Source organism: Pseudomonas sp. GM50 (assembly GCF_000282375.1).
Lineage (GTDB): Bacteria > Pseudomonadota > Gammaproteobacteria > Pseudomonadales > Pseudomonadaceae > Aquipseudomonas.
Genome location: NZ_AKJK01000114.1, coordinates 1 through 12,606 on the forward strand (window position 1 = coordinate 1; position 12,606 = coordinate 12,606).

General features: G+C 61.1%; 10 protein-coding genes and 1 pseudogene. 2 read left to right on the plus strand and 9 right to left on the minus strand.

What is annotated here, in order from left to right; all coding sequences use genetic code 11:
• Positions 1 to 80 precede the first annotated feature (80 nt).
• The 9 genes and pseudogenes from PMI30_RS32250 to gap form a co-directional block, all read right to left on the minus strand.
• Positions 81 to 836 (minus strand): methyl-accepting chemotaxis protein, encoded by a 756-nt coding sequence (locus PMI30_RS32250; RefSeq protein ID WP_443216319.1) that lies wholly within the window; start codon positions 834 to 836, stop codon positions 81 to 83.
• Positions 837 to 938: 102 nt separating this feature from the next.
• Positions 939 to 2,219, minus strand: a pseudogene (locus PMI30_RS32255) (PDC sensor domain-containing protein); the annotation flags it as partial.
• Positions 2,220 to 2,396: 177 nt separating this feature from the next.
• Positions 2,397 to 2,783 carry a YbaN family protein gene (locus PMI30_RS03890; RefSeq protein ID WP_008013969.1) on the minus strand — a complete coding sequence of 129 codons (387 nt, stop codon included), beginning with the start codon at positions 2,781 to 2,783 and terminating at the stop codon, positions 2,397 to 2,399.
• Between the two features lie 131 nt (positions 2,784 to 2,914).
• Entirely contained in the window at positions 2,915 to 3,523 is a 609-nt protein-coding gene (locus PMI30_RS03885) for a biliverdin-producing heme oxygenase (RefSeq protein WP_008013971.1), read from the minus strand.
• Between the two features lie 110 nt (positions 3,524 to 3,633).
• On the minus strand, positions 3,634 to 6,198 hold the full coding sequence (locus PMI30_RS03880; protein ID WP_008013973.1) for a TonB-dependent receptor: 2,565 nt from the start codon (positions 6,196 to 6,198) through the stop codon (positions 3,634 to 3,636).
• Positions 6,199 to 6,320: 122 nt separating this feature from the next.
• On the minus strand, positions 6,321 to 7,286 hold the full coding sequence (locus PMI30_RS03875) for a FecR family protein (RefSeq protein ID WP_008013976.1): 966 nt from the start codon (positions 7,284 to 7,286) through the stop codon (positions 6,321 to 6,323).
• A gap of 94 nt (positions 7,287 to 7,380) precedes the next feature.
• Positions 7,381 to 7,899 carry an RNA polymerase sigma factor gene (locus PMI30_RS03870; protein WP_007903350.1) on the minus strand — a complete coding sequence of 173 codons (519 nt, stop codon included), beginning with the start codon at positions 7,897 to 7,899 and terminating at the stop codon, positions 7,381 to 7,383.
• Positions 7,900 to 7,976: 77 nt separating this feature from the next.
• The gene (locus PMI30_RS03865) at positions 7,977 to 8,441 is read right to left on the minus strand and encodes a methylglyoxal synthase (RefSeq protein ID WP_007903352.1); all 465 of its coding nucleotides are present in this window, start codon (positions 8,439 to 8,441) and stop codon (positions 7,977 to 7,979) included.
• An 87-nt stretch (positions 8,442 to 8,528) separates the two neighbouring features.
• The gene (gene gap / locus PMI30_RS03860) at positions 8,529 to 9,530 is read right to left on the minus strand and encodes a type I glyceraldehyde-3-phosphate dehydrogenase (RefSeq protein ID WP_008013978.1); all 1,002 of its coding nucleotides are present in this window, start codon (positions 9,528 to 9,530) and stop codon (positions 8,529 to 8,531) included.
• Positions 9,531 to 9,749: 219 nt separating this feature from the next.
• Here gap and edd point away from each other — a divergent pair, with 219 nt between their 5' ends.
• Both edd and PMI30_RS03850 read left to right on the plus strand, forming a co-directional pair.
• Entirely contained in the window at positions 9,750 to 11,576 is a 1,827-nt protein-coding gene (gene edd, locus PMI30_RS03855) for a phosphogluconate dehydratase (protein ID WP_008013980.1), read from the plus strand.
• Entirely contained in the window at positions 11,573 to 12,523 is a 951-nt protein-coding gene (locus PMI30_RS03850; RefSeq protein ID WP_008013982.1) for a glucokinase, read from the plus strand. Before edd ends, PMI30_RS03850 begins: the two co-directional genes overlap by 4 nt.
• Positions 12,524 to 12,606: the final 83 nt, after the last annotated feature.

The following is a 12,606-nucleotide window of genomic DNA, read 5'->3' on the forward strand; positions in this document are numbered from 1 at the left end:
CGAAGAACGATAATGCGGTCTGCCTGAAAAACCGCAGCGCTCCCTTCGCAGGCAAGCCTCGCTCCTACAGGAGCAAACAGCTACACCCGGAACTGGTCCATCAATTTCATCTGCTGGGTCGTCAGGGAGTTGAGCTGGCTGCTGATCTGTGCCGATTCGGTGGCTTGGCCGGTGAGGGTTTCGGTGACGGTGCGAATGGCCGAGACATTGCGATTGACCTCTTCGGCCACGGCGCTTTGCTGTTCGGCGGCGCTGGCGATTTGCAGGTTCATGTCGCTGATCACCGTGACTGCGTCACTGATTTTACTCAACGCCTGGACCGCTTGCTGGATCTGCCCGGCGTTGCTGTGGGCCTGGGTCTGGCTCGAATGCATGGTAGCGACCACGCCGCGGGTGCCGGTCTGGATGCGCTCGATGACGATGCGAATTTCCTCCACCGAATCCTGGGTTCGTTTGGCCAGGTTGCGGACTTCATCGGCCACCACCGCAAAACCGCGACCGCTCTCGCCGGCACGCGCCGCTTCAATTGCCGCGTTGAGCGCCAGCAGGTTTGTCTGCTCCGCGATGCTGCGGATTACTTCCAGTACCGAGCCGATCTGCTCGCTGTTGACCGCCAGCGCTTCGACTTCGGTCACGGCCTTGCTGACTTCTTCGGCCAGTTGATTGATGTCACGGGTGCTGCGCTCGATGATCGACATGCCATCGCGAGCCGACTGGTCTGCACCTTTGGCGGCATTGGCCGCGCTCGACGCACTGTTGGCGACGTCGTGAGCGGTGGCGCTCATTTCGTTGGAGGCGGTGGCGACCTGGTCGATTTCGCGGAACTGCACCTGCATGCCTTCGCTGGTCTGACGGGCGATTTCCGAAGACTGGTCGGCGGTGCCACGGGCGTCGGTGATGCTTTGCTTGATCTGCGCGATGGTCGGTTGCAGCTTGTCGAGGAAGCGGTTGAACCAGCTGACCAGTTCGCCCAGTTCATCCTTCTTGCTGTAGTGCAGGCGTTGGGTCAGGTCACCGTCGCCGCTGGCAATTGCCTTGAGCATTTCGGCCACGCTGTTGATCGGCCGGGTCACGCCGGACGCGGTGAGCCAGATCAGCAACAGACCGGCCAGACCGGCAGCGACAGCCACCAGAACCGCTTTGATCGTGCCAGTTTGCTGGGCGTCATCGAGCACCGCCTGCAGCTTCACCGAGTCGGCCAACAGCACGTGTTTCGGCAGGTCGATCACCACGCCCCAGGCTTTGGAATCGCTGATCGGACTGACCGGATAAACCGCACGGATCAGGTCGCCCTGTTCGAGGATCTTCGGCGTGCCGCCGCTGAGCAGTTGCAGGATGTCCTTGCCGTCTGCGCCCAGGGTCTCGCCGATGCTTTTGCCGACCTTGCTCGCGTCGACACTGTAGCCGGCCAGTACACCGCTGCCAGAGACGATCAGCATGTGCCCGGCGCTGTTGAACAGGTCACGTTGGGAGTCGACCGCGGCGGCTTGCAGGGCGTCGAGGGCGATGTCCACACCGACCACGCCGATGGATTTGCCGTCCACCAGCAGCGGTACGGAAATGGTGGTCATCAGCATTTCTTTGCCGCCGACGGTATCGGCATACGGATCCAGCAGGCAGGTGCGCTTGCTATCGCGAGGGCAGGTGTACCAGCTGTTGTAAGGCGTACCGCTGAGGCTCAGGGTGGTTTTGGTCATGTCGTCTTCGACCATGATCGTGTTGATCCCGGCGCCGCCGGCACGGCTCCAGTAACTGGCGAAACGACCGGCTTCGTTGGACTGGCGAGCCGCATCGTTGGCGAACTCACTGTCCTTGCCGTCAAGCCCGTTGGGCTCGAACGCCAGCCAGATCCCCAGCACCTTGCTGTTGCGTTCGAAGGCGGTTTTCAGGCTCTGGTTCAACTCTTCACGCAGGGCGCCGGCCTCAAGGGCGCGTTTGCTGGCCATGGCTCGCATGTCCTTGATCTGATCGGCCAGGGCAGTCGCCACCAGCAGGCTTTCGCCAAATGTCTTCTGCACCCGCACCGCTTGCTCGGCTGCCTTGGCCTGGAGCAGGTTCTGCACGCTGGCAGTGAGCATCTTGCTGCTGGAGGCGCTGACCAGTTCATCGTTCCGATTGGTCTGGTAGATGTTCATGCCGACGATCAAAACGACCACGCCAAGCAGGCACAGACCGGACAGCAAGACGATTTTCAGGCGGATGGAGAGAGAGTCGAACATAGGGCGATCTCGTGAATGGATGAGCTGTTGGCTGTGAGCCGAAGTCGACCCGAGTCGCCAAATCCATTCAGCGCCATTCAATGCGCATCGGCGTGGGCGGAGGTTGTATGAACGCAAGCCGACGAACGGCAGGAGGTAAACGTTTGCGCAGGAAAATGCCCTGAAAAGAACAAGAATTCAGGAGATTTTCGGCAACGATTCCGGTCGCGACCACAACCACAGATTGCCCAGACTCATGCCCGCAATTGCCAGATAGATCGGCCAGCCATGATCAAGCATCACCAGCATCAACCCCGCGCACAGGAGCATGCTGACGGTGGCACTGACCTTGGCTCGACGAGCGATGATTTTGCCGTTGCGCCAGTTGCACAGGATCGGCCCGAACAGCCGATGGTTTTCCAGCCAGGCACTCAGGCGTGGCGAACTCTTGGTGGCGGCCCAGGCGGCCAGCAGGATGAACTCGGTGGTTGGCAGGCCGGGGATGACGATGGCGACCAGGCCTATGCCCAGGCTGATATAGGCCAGCAGGGCGAAGAGGATTCGGGCTAGGGATGTGTGAGTCATAGGGCGTTGTAACCTGTAGGAGCGAGCGGTGCGGCGATCCGACTTGCCCGCGAAGAACGATAATGCGGTCTGTCTGAAAGTCCGCGATGCCTTCTTCGCGGGCAAGCCTCGCTCCTACAGGTGCGGTATTTTCAGGCGAGTTCGGGGGTGGTGGCGTAGGCCTGTTCGAGCAGCACGGTAAAGCGGTTGAACGCATCGATGGCGCCTTTATCCAGCTCGGCTTCTTCCTGCGCGCTGAACGCCAGTCCATCGAGCGTCCTGACAAAGCTTTTCCAGCCCTCGGCGCGGCCACCGGCCGGTTCGGCGAGATGGCGAGCGCCAAAGGTTTCGCTCAACCCCAGACCCACGGCACGCTTGATCAGGAAAGCCGCACCGAGCTTCGAGCCTTCCGAAACAAACAACCAGCCCAGCGCCTCGGCTTTGGCTGGATTGTTGACTGCACCCGCAACCGGCTCCGGCACGTCGGTCTCCAGATCCGCCAGGTCAGCCTTGGCCGCTTCAGCACGGCAACGAGTAGGCAAGTCCGCAACGATGGCGGTCAGTTGTGCATCGTTGTACAGCGACACCAGTTCTGACTGGAACAAGTACTGCGCGACGACGAAACGCGCGAAGTTGGCCTGGGTTTCGAACGGTGCGTGGGCTTTGACCAACGCATCGAGTTTGCTGTGTGGCTCGTTCGTGATCTGGTTCAAACGTTGCGAACGCAGAGCAGGGCGTTGAGCAGTGTCCTGGGAAGTCATGAGAAGTCCTTGAGAAAAAGAGGCGCTTGGTAACGAGACGAACGGGACGGCGCCGGACAGTAAAAAAAATCCCCGCGCTCCTGTGAAAAGAACACGGGGAGGACACAGGGTCAGATATCCCAGACCAGATTGACCGCGAAGTTGCGACCCGGTTGGGTCAGGCGATCAAGGTTGGCCGGTTGCGTCACCGACGCTTCGCCGACGCTGTCGTAACCGCGCACGTCATCCCACTGCCAGTACTTCTTGTCGGTGAGGTTGTACAGGCCAGCGTTGAGGGTCAGATCGTCTGTCACCTTGTAGAAACCCGCCAGGTCGAGCACGCCATAGCCGGGGGTCTTGAACTGGGTGCTGGTGCCGTCCGGAGTGTTGAAGCTGGTGCTGTCGACCCGGGTCTTGCGTTTGACCAGGGTCCAGCTCAACAGGCCACCGTAGTTGTCTTGGTCATAACCCAGACCGAACACACCGGTCAGCGGGTTGATGCTGTTAAGAGGCTGACCGCTGTCATCGTTACGACCATACAGATAGGACACCGAGCCTTGGGTATAGAGGCCGGTCGGCGCACCGAAGCTGTCCAGGTTCAGACGACCCTTGAGCTCCAGGCCCTTGATGGTGGCGTGCTTGATGTTGTTGCTCTGGAATGTGGTCTCGGTGTAGCCGGGGGTGATGGCGTTTTCGTCGATGAAGTCGCGGTACTTGTTGTAGAACACCGCCACATCGAAAGTGCCCGCTTCGAACTGGCCGCGCAGGCCGGTTTCATAGCTCTTGCTCTTTTCCGGTTTCAGGTCGGGATTGGGCTCGACCTGATAGCCGCCAGACAGGTTTTCGAAGCGGCCATACAAGGCTTTGGCGGTCGGAGTGCGGAAGCCTTCGGCGTACTGGCCATACCAGGTGTAGTGGTCGTTGAAGCTGTAGGTGGTGCCGAATTTGGGTGACAGCCGATGCCAGGTCTTGGTGTCGTCGCTGACCACGCCGTTACCGCTCTGGTCGGCGGTGACCAGGAACTCATCGGTGATGTGCGGCTTGAGCTGGGTGTAGTCATAGCGTGCGCCGGGCAGGAAGGTCCAGTTGTTCCAGCTGATCTCATCCTGGGCGAACAGGCTGTAGGTGTTGATGGTCGGATCCGGGAAATCACTGGCCGGTTTCAGGGTGTCGGTGGCGCTGGCTGCACCGATGACCCGGCAAGCGCCCGCGACGGTCAGGCAAGTGCCGCTACCGGTACGCAGGCCGGTGACTTTGCTCTGTTTGAGGGTGGTGCCATAGGTAACGCGGTGATCGGTGTCGGCAATGGCAAACGACTTGTCGGCCTGGGCATCGAACACCCATTGGCGATCCTTGTAGGTGGTTTCGCGCGTACGCAGCACCGTGCGCGACGGCGCGTAGATTTCTTCGGTGCTCTGGTCGGTCTTGGCGATCTGGTAGTTCAGCGTCCACTTGATGTGATCGGCCAAGGCGCTGTCCAGGCCGAAGCTGTGCTCCAGACCGAACCGCTCACGGGTGATGGTGTCGTTGCCGGTACGCGATTTATAGAAACCGAAACCGCGTCCCGCGTTGAACGGGCCGCCCACCGCGCTCAGCTGGTTGGTGTCGCGGTCATCCTTGTAGTGCTCGTAAGTCAGCCCGAAGCGCGAGTCGTCGGCGTAGTTCCAGCCCAGTTTGGCCAGCACGTTGGTGGTGCGCACGTCCTCGGGGTTGGCCCTGGAGCGGTTCAGGCCGGTGCCGCCGGTTTCGCCATAGGACTCTGTTTCATGGCCATTGCGCTGGCTCAGGTGCAGCAGGCCGTCGAACTCGCCGGTGCGGCCGGCCACGGTGCCGGAGGTCAGCCAGCTGTCATCGGCCGAGCTGTAGCCGGTCTTCAGGCGTGCGCCGACGTCCTTGCCGGGTTTGATGATGTCGTCCGGGTCCAGGGTGTAGTAGCTGACCGCGCCGCCGATGGCGCTGCTGCCGTATAGCACCGAAGCCGGGCCGCGGAGAATTTCCACACGCTTGACGATTTCCGGGTCGACATAGTTGCGGTTGGTCTGGGCATACGGGCCGTTGAAGAAACCATCGGGCACTTGCACCCCATCGACCTGAGTCAACACGCGGTCACCGTCGATGCCGCGGATGTTGTAACCGGTGAGGCCGCTGCGCTGACCGGCACCCCCTACCGAAACGCCGGGCTCGTAACGCACCAGATCCTTGATGCTATTGACGTTGTTGCGGTCCAGCTCTTCGCGGGTATGGACGGTGACGGTGCTCGGCACGCTGGCCACGTCCTGTTCCTGCCGGGTAGCGCTGATGGTCACCTGTTGCAGATTGAGGGCACCGCTGTTGCTGCGTTTTTCCAGCACGATGTTGTTATTGCCCAGTTTGCGATAGCTCAGGTTGGTCCCCACCAACAGGCGATCCAGGGCTTTTTCCGGTGGCAACGAACCCCGCACTCCCGGCGAGGCCACGCCTTCAGCCAGTTCGGCCGGCAAGCCGACTTGCCAACCGGTGACGGCGGTAAACGCATTGAGCGCCGACACCAGTGGCTGCTGGGCAATCGCGAACGAGTAGTCGCCCATGTTGCGGCTTGGTTGCCCGGCGGCGGTGGCGGCCATGAGCGGTGCGCTGCCGGCCATCAGGATGGCGGCGGTCAACAGGGATAATACGCGTGAAGGTGAAGAGGACTGGCGGGTAAGGCGAGAGGACATCGATAGCGCTCCGTGTCGCACGAATCTTTATAGGTGCTGATGGGCATCGCGAGATGCGAATCAATTGCATTGGCTATAACGAGACGAACGAGCTCCGGCTATCGAGTAAAAATAATTCTCATTTAGTTCAGGATCACCAGTGCCGGGAATTCCTGGAGCCTGGCGGAGGTGATGTGCGCGAGGGAGCGGACTACATCCAGTGGCTGGTCGAGGCGGTAATTACCGGTGACGGCGACGTCGGCCAACTGCTCGTTGGTGTTGATGATCCAGCCCGGATAGTAGCGCCGCAGTTCCGCCAGCACCTGGCTCAACGGGCAGTTCTCGAACACCAGTCGGCCCTGGACCCAGGCCAGATCGGTGGCCGCATCGAGCCTGGCCGGACGGTCGAAACCGTTGGGGCCGATGCGGATACTTTCGCCGGCAGAGAGTCGCACGCGCGCGTCGTTACGCGTGGCGCGCAAATCGACATCGCCGCGCTGCACCCGAACCTGGGCCACGCCGTCCAGATAGCGCACGGCAAATGCGGTATCGCGCACGCTGGCCTTGACCGGCCCGGCGTCGATCTCCAACGGCTCGGCGCGATTGGCCGGCACTTCGAAAAACGCCTCGCCCTGATACAAACGGGCCACGCGCTGCTGATCGTTGATGGTGCTGGAAAACGCCGAATTGGTGTTCAGCAGGACTTTCGAGCCGTCCTCCAGCTGCAGGCGCTGGCGTTCACCGATCACGGTCAGATGATCCGCCTGAAGGCGCATCGGCAGATTGCTGAAACTGAACAACCCGAGAATCAGCACTGCTGCCGTGGCCAGCGGTCTCCAGTGCGGGCGCAGGCGCGACAGGACGGTCACTTTTGGCGGCCGCGCGGCCAGGTTTTGCGCGCATTGCGTAACCTGCGGGCCGTCCCAGATCGCCTGTGCCTTGGCAAACGCCTCGGCATGCAACGGGTCGGCGTCGAGCCAGTCATGGAATTGTCGGGTCTGTTCTTCGCTCGGACTGCCCAACACGATGAGCCAGTCCAGCGCCTGGTCCATTGCGCTGGCGGAGTCCCGCGCCGGGGAGGGCGGAGGGGAGCGATGGGTGTCCGTCACGGTGTTTCCTCGGCAGTGTCTGTGCACGGCTGTTTTTTAGTGAAGCTCGAAGTGGGGCAAGAGTAGCAAAGCCTGCGCGTGAAAATCTGCCGCCTCAGTCGCCGTTTAGCCGCTGCGCGATACCGATGCAGATCGCCATGATCAGCTTCAGCTCCTTTTGCACGGTGCTCAACGACACGCCAAGCTTCTCGGCAATTTCCAGATAACTGTGCCCGTGCAGGCGACTGAGGATGAAAATCTGCTGCTGACGAGGGCTGAGTTCACTGAGGCTCACGTTCAAGCGTTCGAGCAACTGTTCGGCATGGGCGGCATCTTCGGCGCTACTGACGGGTGAGGCGACGCTTTGCACCACGTCCAGCGGCACGTCGTCGAGCATCGTGCGGGACTGGATGCGTCGCGCACGCAAATGGTCCAGCGCCAGGTTGCGGGCGGTCTGGAATACGAAGGGTTCAAGGTGATCGATGGCCCGCTCGCTGAGCGCTCGGGTGACGCGCAGGTAGGTTTCCTGCAAGAGGTCTTCGGCGGTGCTGTGATTGTTGACCATCCGCTCCAGCGTGCGCAGCAGTGAAACGCGCTGGGCGATGAAGACGTGATTGAAGCGCGATTGACTCACGGGAGGACCTGATCCATTTCGAGCAAATGATAATGCTTATCATCCGCTCGAATGGTCAAGTGCTGATTTGTGACGCTTTACCCACGACCCAGCAGATAGGTCGCGTAATCCGGAATGCGGTGTTCGTGAGCCTGATCCATCAACGGGCTGCTGAGCAGGTAATCGGCGCTGCATTCGTTGCAGGCCACCGGGATGTTCCATACCGCCGCGACCCGCAGCAGGGCCTTGATGTCCGGGTCGTGGGGTTGCGGTTCGAACGGGTCCCAGAAGAACACCAGCATATCGACCCGCTGCTCGGCGATTCGCGCGCCCAGTTGTTGGTCGCCGCCCAGCGGACCGCTGATCATGCTTTCCACCGGCAAGTCGAGGCGTTGTTGTAACAACAACCCCGTCGTGCCGGTGGCGACCAGTTCATGCTGTGCGAGTTTGTCTTTCTGCCGCTCGGCCCAGTCCAGCAAAAATACCTTGCAGTGGTCGTGGGCAACCAGGGCGATACGCTTGCGCGCCGCCAGGGTTTTTTGCGTAAAGCTGATACCGATCATCGCTTGCTTCTCCAGACGAGAATGCGCCTGCGACGACGCATTTTTCGGCGTTTTCACATACCGGCGTCGACACAGGTGTCGAGCTGTTTATTCTGCGTTGCAGAGCGCCAGGCAGTTATCGAGCATGCGGTTGGAGAAGCCCCATTCGTTGTCGTACCAAGCCAGCACTTTGAGCAGCTTGCCGCTGGACTTGGTGTGGTTGGCGTCGAAGATCGACGACAACGGGTTGTGGTTGAAGTCGCTGGAAACCAGCGGCAGGGTGTTGTAGCCGAGAATCTTCGAGTGCTGGCTGGCTTGTTTGAGCATCGCGTTGACTTCATCGGCCGACGCTTCGCGCTTGAGCTGCACGGTCAGGTCCACCAGCGACACGTTGATCACTGGAACCCGCACCGCCATGCCGGTCAGTTTGCCCGCCAGTTCCGGCAGCACCAGGCCGACCGCTTCAGCGGCGCCGGTCTTGCTCGGGATCATGTTCTGGGTGGCGGAACGGGCGCGGTACGGGTCGGTGTGATAGACGTCGGTCAGGTTCTGGTCGTTGGTGTAGGCATGGATGGTGGTCATCAGACCGCTTTCGATGCCCAGCTCGCGATGCAGCACCTGGGCCACCGGGGCCAGGCAGTTGGTGGTGCACGAGGCGTTGGAAATGATCTGGTGCGATTGGCGCAGAATGTCGTGGTTAACCCCATAAACCACGGTGGCGTCGGCGCCTTTGGCCGGGGCCGAGATAATCACTTTGCGCGCGCCGGCCGTAATATGCGCGGCGGCTTTGGCACGGTCGGTGAACAGACCGGTGCATTCGAACACGACGTCGACCTTTTCCGCGGCCCAAGGCAGTTCGGCCGGGTTGCGAATGGCGCTGACCGAAATACGGTCGCCGTTGACGGTCAGGCTTTCCTGATCGTGCTGGACATCGGCATCGAATGTGCCGTGAACGGTGTCGTACTTGAGCAGGTGAGCATTCATCGAGCTGTCGCCCAGGTCGTTGATCGCTACGATCTGCAGATCCTGACGATAGCCTTGGGTATACAGTGCGCGCAGGACATTACGGCCGATACGGCCAAAACCATTGATTGCGATTCGAAGAGTCATTTACAGCGCCGCCGTCGTTTTGTTGTTGGAATTACAAGATTATTCGCAAAAAAATAGAAAACAAGCCTTTTTAGTGGCAATATTTTGTTTTATCTACAACGAGTGACCTGAATCAACTGGTCCGAATGATCAAGAAAACCGTCTGTCACCCCGATCACAGCGGTGCTTGGTCAGCATAGACAATCAGGTCGCCACATCCGTTAGCCTGGAGTTCTACACATGCATCCCCGCGTCCTTGAGGTCACCGAACGGCTTATCGCCCGCAGCCGCGCCACGCGTGAGGCTTACCTTGCATTGATCCGCGGCGCCGCCAGCGACGGCCCGATGCGCGGCAAGCTGCAATGCGCCAACTTCGCCCATGGCGTGGCCGGGTGTGGCAGCGACGACAAGCACAGCCTGCGGATGATGAACTCCGCCAACATCGCCATCGTTTCGTCATATAACGACATGCTCTCGGCGCACCAGCCGTACGAAGTCTTCCCGGAACAAATCAAAAAAGCCCTGCGCGAAATCGGCTCCGTCGGCCAGTTCGCCGGTGGCACCCCCGCGATGTGCGATGGCGTGACCCAGGGCGAGCCGGGCATGGAGCTGAGCCTGCCGAGCCGCGAAGTGATCGCGTTGTCCACCGCGGTGGCGCTGTCCCACAACATGTTCGACGGCGCGTTGATGCTCGGCATCTGCGACAAGATCGTGCCGGGCCTGATGATGGGCGCGTTGCGTTTCGGTCATCTGCCAACGATTTTCGTGCCGGGCGGGCCGATGGTGTCGGGCATCTCCAACAAGCAGAAAGCCGATGTGCGTCAGCGCTACGCCGAAGGCAAGGCGACGCGCGAAGAGTTGCTGGAATCGGAGATGAAGTCCTATCACAGCCCTGGCACCTGCACTTTCTACGGCACCGCCAACACTAACCAATTGCTGATGGAAGTCATGGGCCTGCACTTGCCGGGCGCCTCTTTCGTCAACCCGAACACCCCGTTGCGCGATGCCCTGACCCGCGAAGCGGCGCACCAGGTCACCCGCTTGACCAAGCAGAACGGCGACTTCATGCCGATCGGCGAAATCGTCGACGAGCGTTCGCTGGTCAACTCCATCGTCGCCCTGCACGCCACCGGCGGTTCGACCAATCACACCCTGCACATGCCGGCCATCGCCATGGCCGCAGGCATTCAGTTGACCTGGCAGGACATGGCCGACCTCTCTGAGGTGGTGCCAACCCTGAGCCACGTGTACCCGAACGGCAAAGCCGACATCAACCACTTCCAGGCGGCGGGCGGCATGTCGTTCCTGATCCGCGAACTGCTGGAAGCCGGCCTGCTCCACGAAAACGTCAACACGGTGCTGGGCCACGGCCTGAGCCGCTACACCATGGAACCGTTCCTCGAAAACGGCGAACTGGTCTGGCGCGAAGGCCCGATCGAAAGCCTCGACGAAACCATCCTGCGTCCGGTCGCTCGCGCATTCTCGCCAGAGGGTGGCTTGCGGGTGATGGAAGGCAACCTCGGCCGTGGCGTGATGAAGGTCTCGGCAGTCGCGCTGGAAAACCAGATTGTCGAAGCACCGGCGATGGTGTTCCAGGATCAGCAGGATCTGGCCGATGCGTTCAAGGCCGGTTTGCTGGAGAAGGATTTTGTCGCGGTGATGCGCTTCCAGGGCCCGCGTTCCAACGGCATGCCGGAACTGCACAAGATGACGCCGTTCCTCGGCGTGCTGCAGGATCGCGGCTTCAAAGTGGCGTTGGTCACCGACGGGCGCATGTCCGGTGCCTCGGGGAAAATCCCGGCGGCGATCCATGTCAGCCCCGAAGCTTATGTGGGCGGCGCTTTGGCGCGGGTACAAGAGGGCGATATCATCCGCGTCGATGGCGTCAAAGGCACCTTGGAGCTTAAGGTGGACGCCGAAGAATTTGCAGCGCGCACGCCGGCCAAGGGCTTGTTGGCCAATAACATCGGCAGCGGTCGCGAACTGTTTGGTTTCATGCGCATGGCCTTCAGCTCCGCAGAGCAAGGCGCCAGCGCCTTTACTTCTGCCCTGGAGACGCTTAATTGAAACTGGCTTTGGTCGGTGACATCGGTGGCACCAACGCACGTTTCGCGTTGTGGAAAAACCAGCAACTGGAATCTATCCAGGTGCTGGCGACGGCAGACCACGCCAGCCCGGAGGAGGCGATTGCGCTCTACCTGAGCGGGCTCGGTCTGGCGCCGGGTTCGATCGGTTCGGTGTGCCTGTCGGTGGCGGGCCCTGTGAGTGGCGATGAATTCAAGTTCACCAACAATCACTGGCGGCTCAGTCGCAAGGGTTTCTGCAAGACTTTGCAGGTGGATCAACTGCTGCTGGTCAACGATTTCTCGGCGATGGCGCTGGGCATGACCCGTTTGCAGCCCGGCGAATTTCGGGTGGTCTGCGAAGGCACGCCGGAACCGTTGCGGCCGGCGGTGGTGATCGGTCCGGGCACTGGCCTGGGCGTGGGCACATTGCTCGATCTGGGCGAGGGCCGTTTTGCCCCGCTGCCGGGGGAGGGCGGTCACGTCGACCTGCCGCTGAGCAGCCCGCGAGAAACCCAACTGTGGCAGCACATCTTCAACGAGATCGGCCATGTCAGCGCTGAAACGGCATTGAGTGGCAGTGGTTTACCGCGGGTCTACCGGGCGATCTGCGCGGTGGACGGTCACACGCCTGTGCTCGACACGCCTGAGGCGATCACAAAAGCCGGGCTGGCGGGTGACCCGATTGCCCTGGAAGTGCTCGAGCAGTTCTGCTGCTGGCTCGGTCGCGTGGCCGGCAACAACGTGCTGACCACCGGTGCACGGGGTGGTGTGTACATCGTTGGCGGCGTGATTCCACGGTTTGCCGATTTCTTCATCGAAAGCGGTTTCGCCCGGTGCTTCGCCGATAAGGGTTGCATGAGCGATTACTTCAAAGGCATCCCGGTGTGGCTGGTGACGGCGCCGTATTCCGGCCTTGTTGGTGCGGGTGTGGCGTTGGATCAGGCTTAGACCGAGTTGCCTCATTCGCGGGCAAGCCTCGCTCCTACAAGGTTACGCAAGACCTGTAGGAGCGAGGCTTGCCCGCGAAGGGG

Excerpts from the sequence above, each read along its gene's own strand:
- PMI30_RS03890 (WP_008013969.1), bottom strand. The coding sequence starts at position 2,783 with ATGACTCACACATCCCTAGCCCGAATCCTCTTCGCCCTGCTGGCCTAT.
- PMI30_RS03885 (WP_008013971.1), bottom strand. The coding sequence starts at position 3,523 with ATGACTTCCCAGGACACTGCTCAACGCCCTGCTCTGCGTTCGCAACGT.
- PMI30_RS03865 (WP_007903352.1), bottom strand. The coding sequence starts at position 8,441 with ATGATCGGTATCAGCTTTACGCAAAAAACCCTGGCGGCGCGCAAGCGT.
- gap (WP_008013978.1), bottom strand. The coding sequence starts at position 9,530 with ATGACTCTTCGAATCGCAATCAATGGTTTTGGCCGTATCGGCCGTAAT.
- PMI30_RS03880 (WP_008013973.1), bottom strand. The coding sequence starts at position 6,198 with ATGTCCTCTCGCCTTACCCGCCAGTCCTCTTCACCTTCACGCGTATTA.
- PMI30_RS32250 (WP_443216319.1), bottom strand. The coding sequence starts at position 836 with ATGCAGGTGCAGTTCCGCGAAATCGACCAGGTCGCCACCGCCTCCAAC.
- edd (WP_008013980.1), top strand. The coding sequence starts at position 9,750 with ATGCATCCCCGCGTCCTTGAGGTCACCGAACGGCTTATCGCCCGCAGC.